This is a genomic window from Streptomyces sp. NPDC002835 (assembly GCF_053591995.1).
The window spans coordinates 41,964-63,490 of sequence record NZ_JBSFUW010000005.1; the positions used below are offsets into that span (position 1 = coordinate 41,964).

Annotated in this window: 18 protein-coding genes and 1 pseudogene; 14 read left to right on the top strand and 5 right to left on the bottom strand. The window is 71.1% G+C overall.

Annotated features, from left to right (window positions below):
• Positions 1–3 precede the first annotated feature (3 nt).
• The 5 genes from ACWD01_RS07120 (at position 4) to ACWD01_RS07140 (ending at position 7,336) form a co-directional block, all read left to right on the top strand.
• On the top strand, positions 4–1,170 hold the full coding sequence (locus tag ACWD01_RS07120) for a serine hydrolase domain-containing protein (protein WP_451158948.1): 1,167 nt from the start codon (positions 4–6) through the stop codon (positions 1,168–1,170).
• A 112-nt stretch (positions 1,171–1,282) separates the two neighbouring features.
• Positions 1,283–2,461: an acyl-CoA dehydrogenase family protein gene (locus ACWD01_RS07125; RefSeq protein ID WP_451158950.1), complete on the top strand. Its 1,179-nt coding sequence runs from the start codon at positions 1,283–1,285 to the stop codon at positions 2,459–2,461.
• A 1-nt stretch (position 2,462) separates the two neighbouring features.
• The gene (locus tag ACWD01_RS07130; RefSeq protein WP_451158952.1) at positions 2,463–3,401 is read left to right on the top strand and encodes an oxygenase MpaB family protein; all 939 of its coding nucleotides are present in this window, start codon (positions 2,463–2,465) and stop codon (positions 3,399–3,401) included.
• Positions 3,383–5,629 carry a tetratricopeptide repeat protein gene (locus tag ACWD01_RS07135; RefSeq protein WP_451158954.1) on the top strand — a complete coding sequence of 749 codons (2,247 nt, stop codon included), beginning with the start codon at positions 3,383–3,385 and terminating at the stop codon, positions 5,627–5,629. Before ACWD01_RS07130 ends, ACWD01_RS07135 begins: the two co-directional genes overlap by 19 nt.
• Positions 5,630–5,800: 171 nt before the next feature.
• Positions 5,801–7,336: a phytoene desaturase family protein gene (locus tag ACWD01_RS07140; RefSeq protein WP_451158956.1), complete on the top strand. Its 1,536-nt coding sequence runs from the start codon at positions 5,801–5,803 to the stop codon at positions 7,334–7,336.
• 99 nt (positions 7,337–7,435) lie between these two features.
• On the opposite strand, the gene ACWD01_RS07145 is transcribed toward ACWD01_RS07140, so the two are convergent.
• A complete protein-coding gene (locus ACWD01_RS07145; RefSeq protein WP_451158958.1) occupies positions 7,436–9,286 on the bottom strand; it encodes a serine hydrolase in 1,851 nt (616 codons plus the stop codon).
• A 160-nt stretch (positions 9,287–9,446) separates the two neighbouring features.
• Between ACWD01_RS07145 and ACWD01_RS07150 the strand changes: the two genes are divergently transcribed.
• From ACWD01_RS07150 to ACWD01_RS07165, 4 genes are all read left to right on the top strand, one after another.
• Positions 9,447–10,556: an NAD(P)H-dependent flavin oxidoreductase gene (locus ACWD01_RS07150; RefSeq protein ID WP_451158960.1), complete on the top strand. Its 1,110-nt coding sequence runs from the start codon at positions 9,447–9,449 to the stop codon at positions 10,554–10,556.
• On the top strand, positions 10,553–12,118 hold the full coding sequence (locus tag ACWD01_RS07155) for an acyl-CoA synthetase (RefSeq protein ID WP_451158962.1): 1,566 nt from the start codon (positions 10,553–10,555) through the stop codon (positions 12,116–12,118). The genes ACWD01_RS07150 and ACWD01_RS07155 overlap by 4 nt, the downstream gene beginning before the upstream one ends.
• A 96-nt stretch (positions 12,119–12,214) precedes the next feature.
• A complete protein-coding gene (locus ACWD01_RS07160) occupies positions 12,215–13,072 on the top strand; it encodes a hypothetical protein (RefSeq protein ID WP_451158964.1) in 858 nt (285 codons plus the stop codon).
• 881 nt (positions 13,073–13,953) lie between these two features.
• Positions 13,954–14,328, top strand: coding sequence for a zinc-binding dehydrogenase (locus ACWD01_RS07165; protein WP_451159385.1), 375 nt, complete (start codon positions 13,954–13,956; stop codon positions 14,326–14,328).
• A 145-nt stretch (positions 14,329–14,473) separates the two neighbouring features.
• Here the strand turns inward: ACWD01_RS07165 and ACWD01_RS07170 are convergent, their stop codons facing one another.
• The gene (locus ACWD01_RS07170; RefSeq protein ID WP_451158966.1) at positions 14,474–14,977 is read right to left on the bottom strand and encodes a MarR family winged helix-turn-helix transcriptional regulator; all 504 of its coding nucleotides are present in this window, start codon (positions 14,975–14,977) and stop codon (positions 14,474–14,476) included.
• A 131-nt stretch (positions 14,978–15,108) separates the two neighbouring features.
• On the opposite strand from ACWD01_RS07170, the gene ACWD01_RS07175 reads away from it, so the two are divergent.
• Together ACWD01_RS07175 and ACWD01_RS07180 are read left to right on the top strand one after the other, a co-directional pair.
• Positions 15,109–16,110, top strand: a complete 1,002-nt coding sequence (locus ACWD01_RS07175) for an MBL fold metallo-hydrolase (protein ID WP_451158968.1) — start codon at positions 15,109–15,111, stop codon at positions 16,108–16,110.
• A gap of 248 nt (positions 16,111–16,358) precedes the next feature.
• Positions 16,359–16,535, top strand: a complete 177-nt coding sequence (locus ACWD01_RS07180) for a hypothetical protein (RefSeq protein ID WP_451158970.1) — start codon at positions 16,359–16,361, stop codon at positions 16,533–16,535.
• A gap of 13 nt (positions 16,536–16,548) precedes the next feature.
• Here ACWD01_RS07180 and ACWD01_RS07185 read toward each other — a convergent pair.
• Both ACWD01_RS07185 and ACWD01_RS07190 read right to left on the bottom strand, forming a co-directional pair.
• Positions 16,549–17,966 (bottom strand): annotated as a pseudogene (locus ACWD01_RS07185) (transposase); the annotation flags it as partial.
• Positions 17,947–18,138: a hypothetical protein gene (locus tag ACWD01_RS07190; protein WP_451159409.1), complete on the bottom strand. Its 192-nt coding sequence runs from the start codon at positions 18,136–18,138 to the stop codon at positions 17,947–17,949. The pseudogene ACWD01_RS07185 and the gene ACWD01_RS07190, both read right to left, overlap by 20 nt.
• 135 nt (positions 18,139–18,273) lie before the next feature.
• On the opposite strand from ACWD01_RS07190, the gene ACWD01_RS07195 reads away from it, so the two are divergent.
• Entirely contained in the window at positions 18,274–19,527 is a 1,254-nt protein-coding gene (locus ACWD01_RS07195; protein ID WP_451158972.1) for an IS256 family transposase, read from the top strand.
• 40 nt (positions 19,528–19,567) lie between these two features.
• On the opposite strand, the gene ACWD01_RS07200 is transcribed toward ACWD01_RS07195, so the two are convergent.
• Positions 19,568–20,158, bottom strand: coding sequence for a DUF6058 family natural product biosynthesis protein (locus ACWD01_RS07200; protein WP_451158974.1), 591 nt, complete (start codon positions 20,156–20,158; stop codon positions 19,568–19,570).
• A gap of 244 nt (positions 20,159–20,402) precedes the next feature.
• Between ACWD01_RS07200 and ACWD01_RS07205 the strand changes: the two genes are divergently transcribed.
• Positions 20,403–20,684 carry a hypothetical protein gene (locus tag ACWD01_RS07205; protein WP_451158976.1) on the top strand — a complete coding sequence of 94 codons (282 nt, stop codon included), beginning with the start codon at positions 20,403–20,405 and terminating at the stop codon, positions 20,682–20,684.
• Positions 20,635–21,513 (top strand): hypothetical protein, encoded by an 879-nt coding sequence (locus ACWD01_RS07210; RefSeq protein ID WP_451158978.1) that lies wholly within the window; start codon positions 20,635–20,637, stop codon positions 21,511–21,513. The genes ACWD01_RS07205 and ACWD01_RS07210 overlap by 50 nt, the downstream gene beginning before the upstream one ends.
• Positions 21,514–21,527 lie beyond the last annotated feature (14 nt).

The window sequence follows — 21,527 nt, forward strand, 5'->3', positions numbered from 1 at the left end:
GGTATGAGGGAACGACCCGTGGACATCGAAGGTCATTGCGACGAGCGCTTCTCGGCGGTGCGTGCCGCCTTCGAGGCGAATTTCCGGGAGCGGGGCGAGCTCGGCGCCGCCGTGACCGTGCTCGCCGGCGGCGAGAAGGTCGTGGACCTCTGGGGCGGCTGGGCGGACGCAACCCGCACCCGGCCGTGGCAGCGCGACACGACGGTGAACGTCTGGTCCACGACGAAGGGCCCGACCGCACTCTGCGCCCATGTGCTCGCCGACCGCGGGCTGCTCGACCTGGACGCGCCGGTCGCCGACTACTGGCCCGAGTTCGCCGCGGAGGGCAAGAAGGCCGTCCTGGTGCGCCATCTGCTCTCCCACCGGGCCGGGCTCGCGGGACTGCGCGAGCCCCACTCGCTGGACGAGCTCTACGACTGGGAGCTGACCTGCGCGCGGCTCGCGGCCACCGAGCCGTGGTGGGAGCCCGGCACCCGCTCCGGATACCACGCGATCACCTACGGCCACCTCGTCGGCGAGGTCGTGCGCCGGGTGAGCGGGCTGCCGCCCGGCGAGTTCCTGCGGCAGGAGATCACCGGACCGCTCGGGATCGACTTCACGATCGGCCTGCCCGAGAGCGAGGCCGGGCGGGTCGCCGAGCTGGTGCATCCGGCGCCCGCGCAGAGCAGCGAACAGGCCGCGGCCTTCGCCCAGTTGGCGCCCGTCGCGCTCGCCGCGCTGGTCAACCCGGTCACCGGCGCGGACGCCGCCAACTCGGCCGGGTGGCGCGCCGCCGAGATCCCCGCCGCGAACGGCCACGGCACCGCCCGCGCGGTCGCCTCGCTGTACGGCGTCCTCGCCGGCCGGGGGCGGCTCGACGGACACCAGGTGCTGAGCGAGCGGGCGGCGGAGCGCGTACGCGAGGGGCAGGGCGCCTGCCGCGACCTGATCCTCGGCGCCGGCTTCGCGCACGACACGGAGATCGGTCTCGGCCTCTGGCTCAGCGGCGCCAACGGCTCGTACGGCCCCAACCCGAGGGCGGTCGGCCACGACGGCTTCGGTGGCTCCTGCGGGCTCGCCGACCCCGAGGGCGCCATCGCCCTCGGATACGTGATGAACCGCATGGGCCCGCACATCGCCGACGACCCGCGCAAGATGGCCCTCGTCGAGGCGGTGTACGCCTCGCGGTAGCGAACCCGCACGGCCCTTCCGGATTACTGCAACACGTTCTACTGTGTGCGCCGCCGCGCAAGGGGAACGGACCGCGAGAGCCCGGAACGGACCGCGAAAGCCTGGAGGGGCCGTGCACCTTCGATACACGCCGCAGCAGGAGCAGTTGCGCACCGAACTGCGCACCTACTTCGCGAAACTCGTCCCCGACAACGCCTACGCGCGGTTCGCCGAGCCGGCCGCCCGTAAACACTTCTACCGCGAGACGATCCGCCGGCTCGGCTCCGACGGCTGGCTCGGGGTCGGCTGGCCCGAGCGGTACGGCGGCCGCGGGCTCAGCCCGATGGAACAGTTCATCTTCTTCGACGAGGCCGCCCAGGCGGGCGTCCCCCTGCCGCTGATGGCCCTCAACACGGTCGGCCCGACGATCATGCAGTTCGGCACCGACGAGCAGAAGGCGTACTTCCTGCCGAAGATCCTCTCCGGCGAGATCGACTTCGCCATCGGCTACAGCGAACCCGGCGCCGGCACCGACCTCGCCGCCCTGCGCACCCGGGCCGTGCGCGACGGGGACACGTACGTCGTCGACGGGCAGAAGATCTGGACCACCAACGGCGACACCGCCGACTGGGTCTGGCTCGCCGTCCGCACCGACCCCGAGGCGCCGCCCCACAAGGGCATCACCATGCTCCTCGTACCGACCTCCGACCCCGGCTACTCGTGCACCCTCATCAACACGCTCGCCTCGCACGACACCACCGCCGGCTACTACGAGAACGTCCGCGTCCCCGTCGCCCACCGGGTCGGGGAGGAGAACAAGGGCTGGCGGCTGATCACCAACCAGCTCAACCACGAGCGGGTCACCCTCGCCGCCCACGGCACCATGGCGATCCGCGCCCTGCGCGACGTCCAGCACTGGGCCGCACGGACCGGACTCCCCGACGGCCGCCGGGTGATCGACCTCGGCTGGGTCCGCGGCCGGCTCGCCCGCACCCACGCCCGGCTCGACGCCATGAAACTCCTCAACTGGCAGATGGTGAACGCCGTCCAGGACGGCACGCTCACCCCACAGGACGCCTCCGCGGTCAAGGTCTACGGCTCCGAGGCGCGACGCGACGCCTACGCCTGGCTGATGGAGATCGTCGGCGCGGCGGGCCCCCTGAAGGAGGGCTCCGCCGGGGCCGTCCTCGGCGGCGAACTGGAACGCGGCTACCGCACCGCCGTGATCTTCACCTTCGGCGGCGGCAACAACGAGATCCAGCGCGAGATCATCTCCTGGATCGGACTGGGGATGCCGCGGGTACGACGCTGACATGACCCCTGCGAACGACGACGCCGACCCCGGACTGTTCGGACCCGGCTCCGTGACCTGGCACGTCCACGGCGACCCCGTCATGTGGATCGCGGGCGTACGCGCCCTCTACCTCCAGGCGCTCCACCCGCGGGCCGTCCGCGGCGTCATGCAGAACTCGGACTTCCGCCAGGACGCCCGGGGCCGGCTGCTGCGCACCGCCGACTTCGTCGGCACCATCACGTACGGCACCACCGCGTCCGCCGAGAAGGCGGGCGCCCGGGTGCGCCGCATCCACTCCCGGCTGAAGGCCACCGACCCGGCCACCGGCGAACGGTACGGCGTCGACGAGCCCGGACTGCTGCTGTGGGTGCACTGCGCCGAGGTCGCCTCCTACCTCGACGTGGCCCGCCGCTCCGGACTCCCGCTCGACGACGCACTCGCCGACCGCTACCTGGACGAACAGCGCGAGGCCGCCCGCCTGGTCGGCCTCGACCCGGCCACCGTGCCCGCCACCACCGGGCAACTGGCCGCCTACTTCGAGCGGGTCCGGCCCGAACTCGCCGCCGGCCCGGAAGCCCGCGACGTCGACGACTTCCTGCGCCGGCCGCCCGTCCGCCCGCTGCTGCTCCCCGCCCGCGCCCTGCTCTGGGGTCCGATTGCCGCACTCGCCTACGACAGCCTGCCGCCGTACGCCCAGGCGCTGTACGGCAGAACCGCACCGCCCCCGGACCGGGTGACACGCCGGCTGACCGCCGCGGGAAGGCAGCTGCGCCGCGTACCCTCCCGTATACGCTGGCGGATGCCGCCCGGTCACATCCGGCGAGCGATCGCCCGGCTCGGGCCCGGATCACGCCCGGCCCCGTACAAACTGCGCAGGCGGGCCGCCATACTGGACCGGCCGGGGAGGGCGCAGCACAGCGACGGGGGCGACAGCACGCGATGGCGGAAACCAGGCTGATCCAGGGCCGGTACCGACTGCTCGATCTCATCGGGCGCGGCGGTATGGGCGAGGTGTGGCGGGCCCGCGACGAATCCCTCGGCCGGCATGTGGCCGTCAAGTGCCTCAAGCCCATCGGATCGCAGCCCGACCGGTCCTTCACCCGGGTCCTGCGGGAACGCTTCCGCCGCGAGGCCCGCGTCGCCGCCGGGCTCCAGCACCGGGGCGTGACCGTCGTCCACGACTTCGGCGAGCACGAGGGCGTTCTCTACCTCGTGATGGAGCTGCTCGAAGGCCGCAACCTCTGCCAGCTGCTCGAGGACAACAAGCAGCAGCCGCTGCCCGTCGCCGATGTCGTGGACATCGCCGACCAGATCGCCGACGCCCTCGACTACACCCACGAACAGGGCATCGTGCACCGCGATCTGAAGCCGGCGAACATCATGCGGCTCACCGGCGGCGGGGTGAAGATCTGCGACTTCGGCATAGCGCGCCTCGGCGAGGACATCGGCTTCACGTCCAAGCTCACCGGCACCGGCATCGCCATGGGCACCCCGCACTACATGTCGCCCGAACAGATCGGCGGCGGCGAGGTCGATCACCGCAGCGACCTGTACTCCCTGGGGTGCGTGCTCTACGAACTCGCCACCGGCGCACCGCCCTTCGACGTCGGCGACACCTGGTCCATCCTCGTCGGGCACCGGGACACGGCGCCCCGGCCGCTGCGCGAGCACCGTGACGAGATCCCCGAGTTCCTCGACCTGATGGTGCTCGACCTGCTCGCGAAGACGCCCGAGGAGAGACCCGGCGCGGCGGGCGACCTGAGGGACCGCATCCACGCCGCGGGTCATGTGCGCCACGAGCCCTCCGTGGTCCCCCTCCAGCGCGCGCCCGACCAGGACCCGGCGCGCGGGAGCGCGCTGCCGTACTGGACCCGCGGCATGACCGTCGGCCACCAGGCGACCGGCACCCTCGCCGGGCGGGTGCTGCCCGCCCCCGACCACACGGCGGCTCTGACCGGCCAGTGGACCACCCACCCCGCGGCGACTCCGGCGGTTCCGGCGCCCGGCCAGGGGCCCGAGCGGACCACCCCGTCGCCCGAACTGCTCGCCGTCCTCGCCACCCGGCACAACGCCGGCCTGAGCCTCGGGCGCCTGGGCCGCTGGGAGGAGGCGGGCGAGGTGCACCGCGCGGTCGCCGCGGAACGCGGCACGCTGCTCGGCCCCGACCACCCCGACACGCTCTCCAGCCGCTACGAGGTCGCGTTCAGCCTCAGCCGCACCGGCCGCGCCACCCAGGCGCTCGAGGAGTTCGGACAGGTCGCGGCCGGTCGGGAGCGCGCCCTCGGCCCCGACCACCCCGACACCCTCGCCGCCCGCCAGGAGACCGCCTACGTGCTGGGCGGCCTGGGCCGGTACGCGGAGGCCGGCCGGGTGTACGCGGCCGTCCTCGCCTCGCGCGAGCGGACCATGGGCGCGGACCACCCCGACACTCTGCGCTGCCGCCACAACCTCGCCTTCAACCTGGGCCGGATGGGACGCGCGGAGGAGGCGCACCGGATCGCCGAGGACGTCGCACAGGCCCGGGCCCGGGTCCTCGGCCCGGACCACCCCGACACCCTCGTCACCCGCTACGAGGCGGCCCACGCGCTCGGCCTGATGGGCCACTGGGCGCAGGCTCTGACCGCCTATCAGGACGTGGCGGCGGCACGGGCGCGGACGCTGGGCCCCGACCACCCGGACACCCTCGCCGCCCGCTACGAGACCGGCATCTGCCTCGGCAGGCTCGGCCGCGGCGCGGAGGCCCTCGACGTCTACCGCGGCCTCGTCGCCGACCGCACCCGGGCGTTCGGCCGGGACGACCCGGAGACCCTGCGCGCCCGCCACGGCCTGGGCGTCAACCTCGGCCGGCTCGGCCGCTGGGACGAGGCGCTCGCGGAGGCGCGCGACGTGAGCGCGCTGCGCGAGCGGGTACTCGGCCCCGACCATCCCGACACCCTGATGAGCCGGCGGGAGGTGGCCGTGGCGCTCGGCTGGCTGGCCCGCTGGTCCGACGCCCAGGGCGTCTACGAGGAGGTGGCGCGGGCCCGCGAGCGGATCCTCGGCCCGGAACACCCCGACACCCTGGCCAGCCGCAACGACGAGGCGCACTGCCTGGAACAGCTCGGGCGCCACGCGGAGGCCGTCGAGCTGTACCGGCAGGTCGCCGCGCTGCGCCGCACCGTGGCGGAGCAGGGGGCCGGCGGTTAGGGTCTGTCGTTTGGATCAGGCCGGATCAGTGAGCGGGGTCTGGTGCCGTACATCGCAAGGCGGAGGATGGAGTCCACGCGGAGCGTGGGCGACTGACGACAACGCAGCGAGGTGCGGTGCCAGGGCACGCGAGCCCGGCAAGATCCGAACGAGAGGCGCTAGGGTCCGGCCATGCCCGCACATGCCTCGTACGACGCCGTGATCGTGGGTGGCGGCCACAACGGTCTGGTCGCCGCCGCCTACCTGGCCCGAGCCGGCCGCTCCGTCCTGCTGCTGGAACGCCGGCCGGACACCGGGGGAGCGGCCGTCTCCTCGCGCCCGTTCCCCGGGGTCGACGCCCGGCTGTCCCGGTTCTCGTACCTCGTCTCCCTGCTGCCGGACAAGATCGTGCGCGACCTGGAGCTGGACTTCGCCGTACGCAAACGGACCGTCTCCTCCTACACCCCGAGGGGCGGTGGCGGCCTCCTGGTGGGTGCCGGCCGCACCCGCGAGTCGTTCGTGGCGCTCACCGGCGGCGACCGGGAGTACGCGGCGTGGCAGGAGTTCTACGGGATGACCGGCGAGGTCGCCCGTCGGGTCTTCCCGACGCTGACCGAGCCGCTGCCCACCCGCGAAGGGCTGCGGGCACTGGTCGGCGACGAGCAGGCGTGGCGGACGCTCTTCGAGGAGCCGATCGGCGCCGCGATCGAGCAGCGCTTCGCCCACGACCTGGTGCGCGGCGTGGTGCTCACCGACGCGCTGATCGGCACGTTCGCCGACGCCCACGATCCGTCGCTGGTCCAGAACCGGTGCTTCCTCTACCACGTCATCGGCGGCGGCACCGGCGACTGGGACGTGCCCGTCGGCGGGATGGGCGCGCTCACCGGCGCGCTGGCCGCCGCGGCCCGCAAGGCCGGGGCGGAGATCGCCGTCGAGCACGAGGTCACCGCCGTCGCCACCGACGGCGAGCGGGCCGAGGTCGCCTTCCGCACTCCCGCGGGCGAGGGCGTCGTCGCCGCCCGCCGGGTCCTGGTGAACGCGTCACCGGAGGAACTGGCCGCGCTTCTCGGCGAACCGGCGCCCGAGGCCGCGGAGGGCGCGCAGCTCAAGGTGAACATGCTGCTGAGCCGGCTGCCCCGACTGCGGGACCCCTCCGTCGCCCCGAAGGACGCGTTCGCGGGTACCTTCCATGTCTCGGAGGGGTACGAGCAACTGGCGACCGCCTACCGGGAGGCCGCCTCGGGCCGGCTGCCGAGCGCCCCGCCGTCCGAGATCTACTGCCACTCGCTGACCGACCCCTCCATCCTGTCGCCGGAACTCGCCGCCCAGGGCTGCCACACCCTGACGCTCTTCGGACTGCACACCCCGGTCCGGCTCTTCGCCGCCGACAACGACCGGACGCGCGCCGAACTGCTGACGGCGACGCTCGCCGAACTCGACGCGTACCTGGAGGAGCCGATCGCCGAGTGCCTCGCGCTCGACGTGAACGGCGACCCGTGCATCGAGGCCAAGACGCCGCTCGACCTGGAGCGTGAACTGCGGCTGCCCGGCGGCCACATCTTCCACCGCGACCTGTCCTGGCCGTACGCCCCGGAGGCCGGCGGCGGCCGCTGGGGCGTGGAGACCGCGCACGCCAATGTGCTGCTGTGCGGGGCGGGCGCGGTGCGCGGTGGCGGGGTGAGCGGGGTGCCCGGCCACAACGCCGCGATGGCGGCGCTGGGGCGGTGACGTACAGCCGGGCCCGGGCGGGGCGGGGGCGCGTGCGGTGACGCCCGCGCCGAGCCCGGTTCGGTGACGCCCGCGCCGAGCCCGGGCCGTGACGGTGCGTCAGTCCCTGGACGCGCTCCAGCCCAGCGCCTCGATCCGGGCGGCGTCCGCGGGCACCGACTCGTCGAAGGCCGGCCGGCCGTGACCGTCCTCGACGCGGATCGCGTCGACGTAGACGCCGCGGCCCACGTAGAGCCGGTCGGTCGCGTACCGCCAGCGCAGCCGTACCGGTGCGCCGCGCCAGGCGGTCAGGTCCGCGGTGAGGCGGTGCCAGACACGGCCGGACCAGCCGGTGGCCGAACCGGCCGGGTGGGTCTGCTCGGGGCCGGCCTCCCGTGTCGTGGTGAAGGGGACGGGCCGCCAGGTGGCTCCGTCGCCCTGCGCGTCCTGCGTCGCCTCGAGGAACAGTGCGTCGGAGCCGGGCTCGGTGTCCCACCACAGGGAGCAGCGCAGCCGCGGCGCGCCGGAGGCGAGGGTGAGCGCGGGCAGCGTGAGCGTCGCCTCGGTGGAGCCCGCCATGCCGGAGAACCAGGCGGTGCGGCCGTGGTCGGGGCGGACCGCGACGGCCCTCGCCATGTTGTTCGCGGCCGCCACCCGCGGCGCGCTGCCGGACCGCCAACTGCGCACCGGGTGCACGGAGTTGCCCAGCAGGATCAGGAACGAGTCGGTGGTCGGGTCGAGCACCATGCTGGTGCCGGTGAATCCGGTGTGGCCGGCGGTCCGCGGCGTGGCCATCGCGCCCATGTACCAGTGCTGGTACAGCTCGAAGCCGAGGCCGTGCTCGTCGCCGGGGAAGCCGGTGTTGAAGTCGGTGAACATCAGGTCGACGGAGGCCGGGGCCAGGATGCGGGAGCCGCCGTAGGCGCCGCCGTCGAGGAGCGTACGGGCGAGGATCGCGAGGTCCCAGGCGCAGGAGAACACCCCGGCGTGGCCGGCCACACCGCCGAAGCTGTACGCGTTCTCGTCGTGGACCTCGCCCCACACCAGCCCGCGGTCGAGACCGGACCAGGGGAGCCGGGCGTCCTCGGTGGCCGCGATCTTCGGCTTCCAGGAGGCCGGCGGATTGAACCGCGTGCGGTGCATCCCGAGCGGAGCAGTGATCTCGTCGTGGAGCAGTTGGTCCAGTGAGCGGCCGGTGATCTTCTCCAGGACGAGTTGCAGGGAGATCAGATTCAGGTCGGAGTAGCGGTACGCGGCACCCGGCGGGCTCGCCAGGGTCTCGTTCCACAGCCGCTCCAGCCGGGCCTCCCGGGTCGGCTCCCGGAACAGCGGGATCCAGGCGCGGAAACCCGAGGTGTGCGTCAGCAGCTGACGCACCGTGACGTCCTGCTTCCCGGCCCGCCCGAACTCGGGCAGATGGGAGGCGACCGGCGCCTCCAGCGCGAGCGCGCCCCGCTCGATCTGCTGCACGGCGAGGATCGACGTGAACAGCTTGGAGACCGAGGCCAGGTCGAAGACGGTGTCCTCGGCCATGGGGATCTGCTCCTCCGCCGGCAGCTCCACGGCGGTGTCGGTCTTCTCGTCGTACGCCGAGTAGCGCAGCGCCTTGCCGATCGCCCGGTGCAGCGCGACCGTGCCGCCCCGCCCGGCGAGCAGCACCGCACCCGCATACCAGGGGTGCTTGGGGGAGGGGGCGAGGAACTTCTCGGCGTCCACGACCAGTTGGTCGAGATGTGTGGCGAGCAGCCCGGCCCTCCCCGGGGTGCCGCGCCGCAGCGTCGGCCGGTGCCCGGCGCCGCCACCCGTACCCGTCCCCGCCCCCGAGCCGCCGGTGCCCGTGCCGGTGCCGTCCGGCATCCCCGCGGCCGCCGCGAAGGAGACCGGCGCGAGGGCGACCGCTCCGCCCAGCGCCAGCATCCCGCCGCCCAGCCTCCGTCTGCTGATCCCTCTGTCCGCCGAGCCGTCGGTCATACGGAACCCTCTCTGCGCGTCTGTGAAAGTATCTTTCGGATCTTCCGCGACACGTGAAACTTTCTTGCGGACCCGGTGGTCTGTCAACCACTCCAAACAATCTGACGCAGCATCAGAAAATGTCTTCCCTCGTCCGGCGCCCTGCGGCATCCTGCCGCCCATGGAGACGGAGCTGAGCAGACAACTGGGCCTCGAGCACGCCATCTTCGGCTTCACCCCGTTCCCCGCGGTGGCCGCGGCGATCAGTCGCGCCGGCGGTCTCGGCGTACTCGGCGCCGTCCGCTACACCGCGCCCGACGACCTGAAACGCGACCTCGACTGGATGCAGGACCACACCGACGGCAGACCCTACGGACTCGACGTCGTCATGCCCGCCAGGAAGGTCGAGGGCGTCACAGAGGCCGACGTCGAGGCGATGATCCCCGAGGAACACCGCAGGTTCGTGACCGACACCCTCGCCGCCCACGGCGTCCCCGAACTCGCCGACGGCGAGCCATCCGGATGGCGCATCACCGGCTGGATGGAACAGGTCGCCCGCAACCAGCTCGACGTCGCCTTCGACTACCCCGTCGCACTCCTCGCAGGCGCCCTCGGCTCCCCGCCCCCCGACGTCGTCGCCCGCGCCCACGACCACGGCGTCCTGGTCGCCGCCCTCGCAGGCAGCGCCAAGCATGCCCGCCGCCACGCCGAGGCCGGCATCGACGTCGTCGTCGCCCAGGGATACGAGGCCGGCGGACACACCGGCGAGATCGCCTCCATGGTGCTCACACCGGAAGTCGTCGACGCGGTCGCCCCCGTACCCGTCCTCGCCGCCGGCGGCATCGGCAGCGGCGAACAGATCGCGGCCGGCCTCGCCCTCGGCGCCCAGGGCGTCTGGCTCGGCTCCCTGTGGCTCACCACCACGGAGGCGTCCCTCGGGTCCCGCGCCCTCACCCGGAAGCTGCTCGCCGCGGGCTCCGGCGACACCGTCCGCTCCCGCGCCCTCACCGGCAAACCCGCCCGCCAGCTCCGCACCGCGTGGACCGACGCCTGGGACGACCCGGCGGGCCCCGGCACCCTGCCCATGCCGCTGCAGGGACTCCTCGTCGCGGAGGCCGTCTCCCGCATCCAGCGGTACGAGGTCGGCCCGCTGCTCGGCACCCCGGTCGGCCAGATCGTCGGCCGGATGAACGCGGAGCGCGGCGTGCGCGAGGTGTTCGACGACCTGACGCGCGGCTTCGAACGCGCCGTGGACCGCATCGACCGCATCGCCGGAAGGAGCGCGTCATGACCGCTGCCCCCGCACCCCCGAACGGCTTCTGGTCCCAGGCCGCCGCCGACCCCGGCCGCACCGTGCTGACCGGCCCGGCGGGCGTACGGTGGACCGCCGCGGAGCTCCACGGCGCCGCGAACCGGCTGGTCCACGGGCTGCGGGCCGCGGGCCTCGAACGCGGGGACTCGTTCGCCGCCGTCCTGCCCAACGGCGCCGAACTGGTCACCGCCTATCTCGCCGCCGCCCAGGCCGGGTTCTATCTCGTGCCCGTCAACCACCACCTCGTCGGCTCCGAGATCGCGTGGATCGTGTCCGACTCCGGCGCCAAGGTGCTCATCGCGCACGAGCGGTTCGCCGGCCCGGCGGGCGACGCGGCCGACGCGGCGCGACTGCCCCGCACCCACCGGTACGCGGTCGGCACACGTGGCGTGGCCGGTTTTCGCCCGTACGACGCGCTCCTCGACGGGCAGCCGGAGACCCCGCCCGAAGGGCGCACGCTCGGCTGGGTCATGAACTACACCTCCGGCACCACCGGTCGGCCGCGCGGCATCCGCCGGCCCCTGCCCGGCAGGCCGCCCGAGGAGACCCACCTCGGCGGCTTCCTCGGCATCTTCGGCATCCGGCCCCACGACGGCAACGTCCACCTCGTCTGCTCGCCGCTCTACCACACCGCCGTGCTGCAATTCGCGGCCGCCGCCCTGCACATCGGCCACCCGCTCGTCCTGATGGACAAGTGGTCGCCCGAGGAGATGCTCCGCCTCGTCGACACCCACCGGTGCACGCACACCCATATGGTGCCCACCCAGTTCCACCGCCTGCTCGCCCTGCCCGACGAGGTGAAGAAGCGTTACGACGTGACCTCGATGCGGCACGCCATCCACGGCGCGGCCCCGTGCCCGGAGCATGTGAAACGCGCCATGATCGACTGGTGGGGGAGCTGCGTGGAGGAGTACTACGCGGCCAGCGAGGGCGGCGGCGCCTTCGCGACCGCCGGCGAATGGCTGAAGAAACCCGGCACGGTCGGCAGGGCCTGGCCCATCAGCGAGCTCGCCGTCTTCGACGACGACGGCAACCGGCTCCCGCCGGGCGAGCTCGGCACCGTCTACATGAGGATGACGACCGGCGGATTCAGCTACCACAAGGACCAGACCAAGACCCGGAACAACCGCATCGGCGACTTCTTCACCGTCGGCGACCTCGGACACCTCGACGAGGACGGCTACCTCTTCCTCCGCGACCGCAAGATCGACATGATCATCTCGGGCGGGGTCAACATCTACCCGGCCGAGATCGAGGCCGCGCTGCTCACCCACCCGGCCGTCGCCGACGCCGCGGCCTTCGGCATCCCCCACGCCGACTGGGGCGAAGAGGTCAAGGCGGTCGTGGAACCGGTAGACGGCCGCACGGCCGGCGACGCCCTCGCCGCCGAGATCCTCGCCCACTGCGAACGGCGCCTGGCCGCCTACAAGCGCCCCAAGTCGGTGGACTTCGTCGCCGCCATGCCGCGCGACCCCAACGGCAAGCTCTACAAGCGGCGGCTGCGCGAGCCTTACTGGGAGGGCCACGACCGGGCCGTGTGACCGCGCCGCCGCGCCGACGGCGGCGACAGCCGGAACGATGCTCCCGGCGCCCGGCTCGTCGCGCGGCAGCCGCCCGGCGCCGGCAGCCTGACACGCATGAGCGCGGTGCACCTCACGTCCCTCCTGAGCCGGTGGACCGTCTGGGCCCCGCTCGTCGCGATGGCCGCCCTGGTCCTCAGCTGGGGCCGCGACCTGCCGCTCTTCGCGGTCGTCCTCGTCGCCCTCTGCCTGGCCGGCGCCGTGCTCGCCGCGGTGCACCACGCGGAGGTGGTCGCGCACCGGGTGGGGGAGCCGTTCGGGTCACTGGAACTCGCCGTCGCCGTCACCGTCATCGAGGTGGCGCTCATCGTCACCATCATGATCGACGGCGGCCCCGAGTCCGCCTCCCTCGCCCGGGACATCGTCTTCGCCGCGGTGATGATCACCTGCAACGGGATCGTCGGGCTGTCCCTGCTGGTGGCCGCCCTGCGCAACCATGTCGCCGTGTTCAACGCCGAGGGGTCCGGCGCCGCCCTCGCCACCGTGGCGACGCTCGCCACCCTCAGCCTCTCGGCGACGGCCGGCGAGCCGGTGTTCAGCGTGTTCGGCGTGGCGACCGGGTCGGCCGCGGAGAACGGCACCTTCCACAGCTGCGCCGCCGGCACGGTCGACGTCAGCCGCCGCCAGAACCGGTCGAACAGCAGCGCGCCGCGGCTGCCGGTGTCCACGGACCGGTCCCAGCGCTCCAGCACGCCGCACGCCTCGGCCAGGCCGTCCCCGCCGGCCCACTGCGCGCACGCGCGGACCGTGTCGGCGACGGCGAGATCCGCCGCGGGCACCCGGTTCGCGAACTGCTGCCGCTGCAGGTCGCCGACGCTCAGCCGCCCCCGGTCCGCCATCGCCGCGACGTCCTCGATCGCGCCGCGCGTCCGCAGCGAACGCGGCGTACCGACCGTGCCGAAGACCCGCTCGTAACCGGTCAGCGGTGCGTCGGCGTTGGCCAGCCACGCGCTGTCGTTGGAGTTCTCGGGCGAAGCTCGTTCCCTCGTCCTCGGACCATGATCTCCAGGCAAGCTCCTTGGCTGTGCCGATGGACGTGGCGACCACGCCCGCGAGGTACCCGTCTCCGATGCGTTGCGCGAGCGCCTGGGCGATGTACTCCGCTTCCTGAATGTCCGCGGCGTCCATCTCGGCGCGGAGCGCGGGGATTTCGAGAACCAGACGACGCTGCTTCCTGAGCACGTCCGGGTTCGCGTCGACTGCTGCGGCGAAAACGGCCAGGGCGCGCCGGGCGAGCGCCCACGCGGTGTCCCCAAGGTGGGAGGCGGCCTCGCGTACGGAAGTCGAGATGGCGTGCGGACGTTTGCGGCCGACGGTCTGAACGCCACGGGCCAGCCTTGTGAAAGCCGCTGCCCATGATCACGCAAAGCTGTTCGCGGAACCTGGTGACCTGAGAAGTGCTCACTCGGACGCCGAGCGGGACAACCTCTGCACCCGGGGCGCGTCCCGGGACGGCGGGCTGCTCAGCACGACCTCCTACGAGGGAATCCCGGACCTCCCGTCGACGTGGTCCTGGACCTCGCGGAGCGAAATCGTGAGCAGCTCGCCGCCGACGAGGCCGCCTATGGGCCGCGACGCGGGCGGCCGAGGCGGCCCGGCGGCGCGCGGTCAAGTCGCACTGGTCCGCCCGTACCACCCGGATCTACCTGCCGCCGCGAAGCGGATCGGCGACTACTGGGCCCCTGGTCGTACCGCGGGCGATTTCTCCGGCCGGGACGAAGTATGTGTGCAGTCGCCTGCAGCACCCTGCGGGGCACCCCCAGTGACCTGTGCTGGGCGCGGGTGGTCTGGGCGCGGTGGGCCGGGCGGCTGTGGCCCTGGCCAAGCGCGGTGGGGCCCGTGTGATCGTCACAGTCACACGCACGGAGCAGGTTCCCCAGGCGCTGGAGGCGGGAGCTGATCACGCGTTGCGCACCGGGCCCGACCTCCCCGCCTCCGTGGCCGAGATCGCCGGACAGGGGGTCGAGCGCATCGTCGAGGTCGCGTTCGGCGCCAACGCGGTCCTGGATGCGGAGATCCTTGCTCCAGGCGGGGTGATCGCTGCGTTCTCCACCGGTGGGCCCGAGCCGGTACTGCCGTTTTGGCCGCTGGCTTCAAGAACGCGACGCTGCGGTTGCTGGGCTACGACGACTTTCCCGCTGAGGCTGTGCGGACCGCGCTGGCCGAGGTGACGGCGGCGACTACTACGGGGGACCTGCGCTATCCCATCGCTCACGTCTTCGGCTTGGAGGACACCGCCCAAGTGCCGAGGCCGTGGAGGCATCTGCCGGCCGGGTCCTGGTCGCTGCGTCGGGCTGACGTTCCTGGACTGCCAGGTCAGTCGGCTGGGCGCGCTGTCCGCTTGCGCGGCGAGGGGTGCGGGACGGCGCTGCGGAGGTGGCTGCGGGTGGTGTCCATGATGGCGGCGAGCTGGGTGACCTGTTCTGCGGTGAGCAGGTCGATCAGGCCGTCGCGGACCGTCTGCAGGTGTCCGGGGGCCGTCGCCGTCAGCGCCTGGTGCCCTTCGCCGGTGAGGACGGCGAGGACGCCGCGTACATCCTCGGGGTCGCTCTCGCGTCGCAGCAGGCCCGCCTTTTCCAGCTGGGTGACCTGATAGGTCAGACCACTGGGCGAGCAGACCAGCAGGCCGGCCAGTTCGGTCATGCGCAGGCGCTTGTCCGGGCTGTCGTTGACGCGGGTGAGGATCTCGTACTGGGCCTGGGTGACGCCGCCGGCCTGACGTAGCTGCAGGTCAACGAGGCGTTGGAGCAGGCTGCTGGTTTCCAGGAAGCCGGTCCAGGCACGCATCTCGATCTCGTTGAGCCATCGGGGTTCGTTCATGGGCCCCAGCTTAACATTTGCTTCGAATTCGAAGAACGAGCTAGGGTCGCCACGTTGCTTCCGATTCGAAGCAAATCGAGGCCGTCCTATCCCATGCCCTGTCTTGGCCTCAGCCCTTTAGGAGGATCCTGGTGAACCGCCCACAGCTGACCGGCAAGCTCTCCGCCGTTGCCGCCACTCTGGCCGCTGCGACCACGCTCGTAGCCTGCACTTCCGGCACCGCAACCACGGCCGCCGCACGGCCTGCTTTCCAGCCGAAGCTGTACACCTTCACCTCGGACGTGAACGGCTTCGACACCCAGACCCACTTCCTGGACACCGGTAAGAGTGTCGTGGCCTTCGATGCCCAGTTCACCCCCGCCCACGCTCAGAAGGCCCTGGACTACCTGAAGTCCAAGACCAGCCACCCGGTGAAATACGTGGTGGTCACCCACCCCAACCCCGACAAGTTTCAGGGCGTCCCGGCCTTCCAATCCGCCGGAGCCGTCTCGATCGCCTCCACGGCCACTGCCAGCGCTATGAAGGACGTGTGGGAGTACAAGAAGAACTACTTCGTCAACGTCGCCAAGACCTTCACCGAAGCCAGCTACCCGGCTCTTCCGTCTATTGACAAGACGTTCAATGGTCACCGCAATCTCACGGTGGACGGTGTCCGCATCGACCTTGAGGTCCTTCGTGACCCCGGTGTCTCCACCACTCAGACGATCGCCACGATCCCCTCCTTGAAGAGCGTCATCGTCGGCGACCTGGTTCACCACGGTGCCCATGCCTGGCTGGAAGGCGGCATTGTCGACGGCCACCCCACTCCCACCATCGACGGGTGGAAGCGCGACCTGGACCAGATCAAGCAGCGGCACCCGGCCAACTGGACCGTTTACGGCGGCCGCGGCGCTGCGGCTTCCATAGCCGAGGCCATCTCCGAGCAGAAGAAGTACCTGACCACCGCCGACAGCGACGTGAAAGACCTGGTCGCATCGCTGAGCACCGCCCAGCGCAAGACCGCGCTGGCCGACCCCTCTGCGTTGGCCTCCCAGCTCAGCAGCAAGCTCAGCACGCAGTTCCCGTCCTACACACTGCCCTACATGATCGGCTACGGCTCCTACGGGCTGATCATGCAGCACCTGGCCGACTAACGAGACACTCGGAAAAGCCGCAATGACCCAGGCGGACCGAACTGCTGGACAAAGCAGCACATCAGACGTCGCTTATGCCTGCGACCACTGCGGCATGGCTTTGTCCACGTATGGCGGTTCTGGCTCAGGTTCCGTGCAGCAGTGACTGAGCGTTGCGCCTCGGGAGGTAGCTGCCTCGCTGGTCAGGGCTGAATTTGATCCGGGCCTACGAGGTTAGGGTGCTGATTCACGAACCGAGGAGAGCTGGCGTGCACGACAGACCGCGGATGGAGGAAGCCCTTGATGCCCTGGGAAGCTTCGATTCCTGGTTCTTCCACGACGCCAATGCGGACCTCGACGAGTGGCTCGCCGCCATGGAGAGGCACCTCGAACTGTTGCTTGCTCGCAGGCCCTCCGAGATCGATGTGTACGAGGAGCCGGTATAGGTCGTCACGCCAGCAGGACTCGCTTGCGTAGGAGATCGAAGCCGGCGCGGCCGAACATCTGGCGTTTGAGCATCTTGATCCGGTTGACGTGGCCTTCGACGACTCCGGAGTTCCAGGGCAGGGTGAGGCCGCCGATGACGGCGTCGCGGTCTCGGTCGATGCCGGCAGCCAGGGTGTCGAGGCTGGGCAGGTCGTCCTGCCGGACGGCGTCGAGCCAGTCGGGCAGGCGCTCGCCCTGGCGGTCGGTGAGCATGACCGCAAAGGAGCGGACGTGCCGGGTGAGCGCGTCGAGTTCGGGGCAGTGGGTGCGGATGGTCTTGAGCTGGAGTTGTTCGAGCTCGGTGAGGGTTTCCGGGCGTCTGAGGACCCATCCGGCGACCGTCCGCGGTGAGGGAGGACGGGCGGTCACCGGCTGCGGCGAGATGCGCTTCTTGTGCAGGTAGGCGCGCACGCGCTGGTAGCTGCCTTTGTAGCCGAGGGGCACGATCTCCTCCCAGAGTTTCCAGGCGTTGGTGCACCCTTCGGTCCAGCGGTCGTCGAGGTAGGGCTTGTACTCGTCGAGGACGGAAGCCCGGTTCTGCCACTGCCCGTCGAAAAGGTCTTCGGGCCTGTCGGCACGGGAGAACCGCAGGACCGTGTTCTGACTATGCCGAGTTGCCGGGCTACGGACCGCTTGCTGTGCCCGGCGGCCAGCAGTGCGTGAATGGTGGCGTGCTTGGCGCGGGTGCGCTCGGCGAACCGGTGGCCCATCGGCCAGGGTGAACTGGACGGCTTCCTCTCGGAGGCGTGCTCCGGCTGGGGTTCTGGGGTCGTAGGAACGAGGGCTCGGAGGCAGTGGCGGTGCTGGGCGACGGCGCGTTCGGCGGCTTCGCTCAGGTTGTGCCACAGATGCCACCGGTCCGCGACCTGGACCGCCTGCGGTGCCCCGGCTGCGGCGCCTTCTGCGAAGAACGGCGCCCGGTCCCGGCAGACGACCTCGACACCGGGCCGCTGGGCGAGCCAGGCGGCCAGGCTCGATGCTTCTCGATCAGGCAGGAGATCGATTGGGCGGCGGGTTTCGACATCCACCAGGACAGTGCCGTAGTGGCGGCCCTTGCGGGTGGCGTACTCGTCGACGCCGACCACCCGCGGCGTTGACACCTCCGGCTCGGGCAGCGCATCGACCAGGCGCAAGACCGTACTGCGGCTGATGGACATGCCGAGCACGGCAGCCAAGCGGGCGCCCGCTCGACCGGCCAGGGCAAGGCCGACCGAGGTCAGGGTGGAACGCAGCCGCTCGGTGCGCTGGCCATACCTGCGGGTCAGGCCGGGTATCTGCTCCACGAACGTCCGGCGCGGGCACTTGGTGTTCCGGCACCGGAACCGCCGGACCCGCAGCTGGAGTACGACGCTTCGTCCGGCGCTCGGGACATCAGCGAGAAACCGAGGGATAGGAGCTGTGAACCCGGTTCGAGCAGGCTCCGCATCCCGGGCAGACGGCGCTGGCCGTGGTGCATTGTGCGTCAAGGCGCCCTTTCTCGATATCCGCGTCCACCGACAGCACCGCGATGTCCGCGACCGCCGGGAACAGCAGCTCCTTCAGCCGGAGCACGACCTCTTCCACGGCCCGGACTGGAGCAATGCTCATGACCTGTGGATCGGGCTCGGGTTGGACGCGAAAGGGCGTACCTTCCCGAGTGATCGGTTGAAGGTCACCGAGTAGGCCGACGCTGTGAACGTCGGTCGGGAAGGCACGCCCGTGCTCAGCGTAGTCAATGCCGACGGCAATACCCCGAACGGCTCCTTGATCGACGAGATCGTCCGTGAAGGCGCGAGGCGGATGCTGGCCGCCGCGCTGGAGGCCGAAGCCCACACCTATATAGCCGAGTTGGCCGACCGGCGGGACGCGGACGGCCGACGCCTGGTGGTCCGCAACGGCTATCATCAGCCGCGCCAAGTCACCACCGCCGCCGGGACCCTCGAGGTCAAGGCCCCGCGGGTGAACGACAAGCGCGTCGACGAGGTGAGTGGGGAACGCAAGCGGTTCGCCTCGGCGATCCTGCCGCCCTGGTGCCGCAAGTCCCCGAAGATCAGCGAGGTACTGCCGCTGCTCTACCTCCACGGCCTGTCCTCGGGCGACTTCGTGCCCACGCTCGAGCAGTTCCTCGGCAGCTCGGCCGGCCTCTCACCGGCCACGGTCACCCGGCTCACCCAGCAGTGGCAGGCCGACCACAAAGCCTTCGGCGAGCGCGACCTGACCGGATCCGACTACGTCTACATCTGGGCCGACGGCATCCACCTGCGCATCCGCCTCTCCGAGGCCAAGTCCTGCGTCCTGGTCGTCATGGGCGTGTGTGCGGACGGCACCAAGGAGCTGATCGCGATGGCCGACGGCCACCGCGAGTCCGCCGAGTCCTGGGCCGACCTGCTCCGAGATGCCGCACGGCGTGGGATGCGCGCTCCCGTCCTGGCCGTCGGCGACGGCGCACTCGGCTTCTGGAAGGCCCTGGCCGAGGTGTTCCCCGAGACCCGCCACCAGCGGTGCTGGGTTCACAAAACGGCCAATGTCCTCAACGCCCTGCCGACATCGGCCCAACCCGGCGCCCGCAAGGCGCTGCAGGACATCTACAACGCCGAAGACCGCGAACGCGCCGCCAAGGCCGTCGCCGCGTTCGACAAGATGTACGGCACGAAGTGGCCCAAGGCGGCCAAGAAGATCACCGACGACGTCGATGAACTGCTGGCGTTCTACGACTTCCCGGCCGAGCACTGGATCCACTTGCGGACCACGAATCCCATCGAATCGACCTTCGCGACGGTACGACTGCGGACCAAGGTCACCAAGGGCGCAGGCAGTGCCGCCGCCGCCCTCGCCATGGTCTTCAAGCTCGTCGAGTCCGCCCAGACCCGCTGGCGGGCGGTCAACGCACCCCACCTCGTGGCCCTCGTCAGGGCCGGAGCCCGCTTCGAACGCGGCCACCTCGTCGAACGCCCCGAAGCCCGCGCGGCATGAACGACCGAATCCGATGCCAACCATCGGCCATGGCCCCAGGTCACGGGCGTGGGAAGCGGGCACGCATCTCGGTGATGCATGTGTCCCGGGACGTGGGCCCGCCGAACCGGAGGCGGTCGTAGGCGGCGAACGCCGGTTCCAGCGTGTCGAGTTCATCGATCAAGGCGTGCAGCCGCTGCGCTGAACCGGCATCCGGCTCGTTTGCTGCGGCACTGATCGCAGCCGTCAGGTAATCCTTGCGCTGAATGGTGGCCGGGGTCACGGAGTGCAGGCACACATACTGTCCGCTGAGATACGCATTCCACTCAGCCTTCCCGGTAATCGGGTCGGCCCAGTGAGCGGTGAACCACGCTTCGAGCTGGTCTAGGCCACCCGCTTCGTCGGCGAGAGCGAACAGGTCGGCTGGCACCATCTCAGCACCGTCGGAGCGCAAATATCCCGGAAGCGGCAGACGCTGCCCCAGCATTAGCCGGCGGACCGCATCGCTATCGCGGCCATGGACTGCGCACAGTTCCTCCAGGGAAACGAACTGCGTGCTGACATACGCATCGTCGGCATCGGTCATCGGATGGTGGCCGTTGACCTCACGGAACCGCTCGGCGAGTTGCTGCTTCAGGGCTGTCTCCGGCATTGGGTGGTCCTCCAGCATCACCAGCGCGGGGATCTCCCGCAGGGATTCCGCAGGCTACTGGCCGGACGGTTCGGCACTCACCGAACCATCGAATGAATCAGGGCGCCCGAGACACCCCCGCCCTCAGACCGTGTGCTCACCAGTCCACAACTCTTGACAATTACTCGTGAAACCCGCTCGGCACTGTCAGTACCTCCCCGTACCGTTACAAGTCCTACTCGTGCCGGCTGCGGGGAGCACCTCAGTGGACGACGACCTCCAGATCGACAACGACGAAGACCTTTACCGCAACCCGGTCTACTACGAACCGGCAGGCCGCAACCTCGACCTGGAACGGGACGACCTCGGCGTCCCGAACGGTCAGGACCTCCTCAACGTCCTCATCCGCATGCGCGACCGAGTCCCCGTCGGCAAGCGCGGCCTGATCTGCCCCGACTGCCGGGACCTCCGCAGCCGGCGCGTCCCCGTTGTACCTCGTGCAGCGGGACAACGTGTGGTTCGCCTCTCACTACCGGAAGCCCGGTGACAAGCCCATCAGCCACGAGTCCGACGAGCACCTCGCCCGCAAGGAACGCGTCGCGAAAGACTCCGAAGACCACGGTTTCTCCGCCGACATCGAGTCCCGGACCCCGGACGGGTACGCGTGCCTTGACGTGCGCATCACCGGCGCCAACGGCATCGTCCTGGGTTACGAGCCGCAACTGAGCGCCCAGACCGCCCGCGGAATGCGTGCCCGGGAAGGGGTCCGGCGCCGCGGCGGCATCCAGTCCGTCTGGGACTTCGCCGATCCCGACCACACGGGCATCGGGACTGTCCCGTACGTCCGCACCCCTAACCTGCCGGCCTCCGTCATCCGCGTGCAGAAGAACCCCATCGCGGTCCAGGACGGCAACTTCATCCTGGAGGAGGGCCAGTGCACCCAGAGCGGCACGCTCACCCGGTGCCCGGACAAGCCCTACGACCCCGAGAACCCCACCGACACCGGCTACTGCGGAGGCTGGCACCGTCTCCTCGTCCCCGCCCACCAATCGAGCGCTTTCACGGGGGAAGGCGGCCTGACTCTCACCCGGTTCATCGTGGCAGCCGCGGCCGGCGAACGGGTCCCGTTCCAGCGGGGCGGCTACCACGGGTGGCTCCCCGCCCAGCAGTGGCAGAAGTACCTCGAAGCGAACGGGCCCGCTTCGGACGAGAAGAAGCACCGGATGCCGTCCGCGCGGCAAGGCGATCGGCGTGACACGTGCACCGAGGACCGCCCGGTCTCGGAAGTGCGATCCGAGCCGAAGCAGAAGCGCGGCAGCCGCGCGATCGTCCTCGAGTCCCGCCCGGGAATCCGAGGCGGCCGGGGTGCCGGTTGACGCGGCAGGGAAGC